We start from the raw sequence: 858 nt of genomic DNA, 5'->3' as shown, positions 1-858 counted from the left end.
TAGAGCCTGTTTTGATGTGCTGACCAGCCAGGTTGCTGAGCAGTGCCGACGGTGCGGCGTGTCGGAGATCGAATAGGCGAGGTCTCCGGTAGATCGATCAACGACCAAGAAGATCGAGAACACCGGAGACCTCGTGGCCAGCCTAACGGCAGCGGGGCGAGCTGACCTGACCGACGCGCAGTGGGCGATCCTGGAACCGCTGCTGCCTGTCGGCAAGAAACCCGGCCGCCCACCGACATGGACCAAGCGCCAGCTTCTGGACGGCATCCGCTGGCGGGTCCGCGTCGGCTCGCCCTGGCGCGATGTCCCACCGGTGTATGGCTGCTGGCAGACCGTCTATGGCCTGTTCCGGCGCTGGCAGCGCGCCGGGGTGTGGGCGGTGATCTTGGCGGCGTTGCAGACCCGGGCGGATGCAGCCGGGTTGATCACCTGGGACGTCAGCGTCGATTCCACGATCAACCGGGCGCATCAGCACGCGGCAGGCGCCCGCATCGACAGTGCCCGGCAGAAGGAACCACCCGGCGGTGTGGGCGGGCCCGAGCCAGCCGACCATGCGCTGGGCCGGTCGCGGGGCGGCTGGACGACCAAGCTGCACCTGGCCATCGAGCAAGGTCAAAAGCCGTTGTCGTTGTTGGTGACTGCTGGCCAACGGGGTGATTCGCCGCAGTTCGAGGCAGTGCTGGCCAGGATTAGGGTCGCCCGGATTGGTGGTGGGCGAGCCCGGAGCAGGCCAGATCGTGTCTTGGCGGACAAGGCCTACAGTTCCCGCGCCAACCGGGCCTACCTGCGGCGGCGCGGGATCGCCTGCACGATTCCCCAGCCTTCTGATCAGATCCGGCATCGCCGCAACCGCGGCCA

General features: G+C 67.5%; 1 protein-coding gene. It reads left to right on the top strand.

Annotation, left to right across the window (positions count from 1 at the left end; genetic code table 11):
* Positions 1-133 precede the first annotated feature (133 nt).
* On the top strand, positions 134-858 hold a 725-nt coding region (locus ACLJPY_RS50170), incomplete at its 3' end, for an IS5 family transposase (protein WP_410598092.1).

Source organism: Amycolatopsis sp. lyj-23 (genome assembly GCF_046549135.1).
In the GTDB taxonomy this organism is placed as follows: Bacteria; Actinomycetota; Actinomycetes; order Mycobacteriales; family Pseudonocardiaceae; genus Amycolatopsis.
This window is presented reverse-complemented; position numbering and strand designations above follow the sequence as displayed.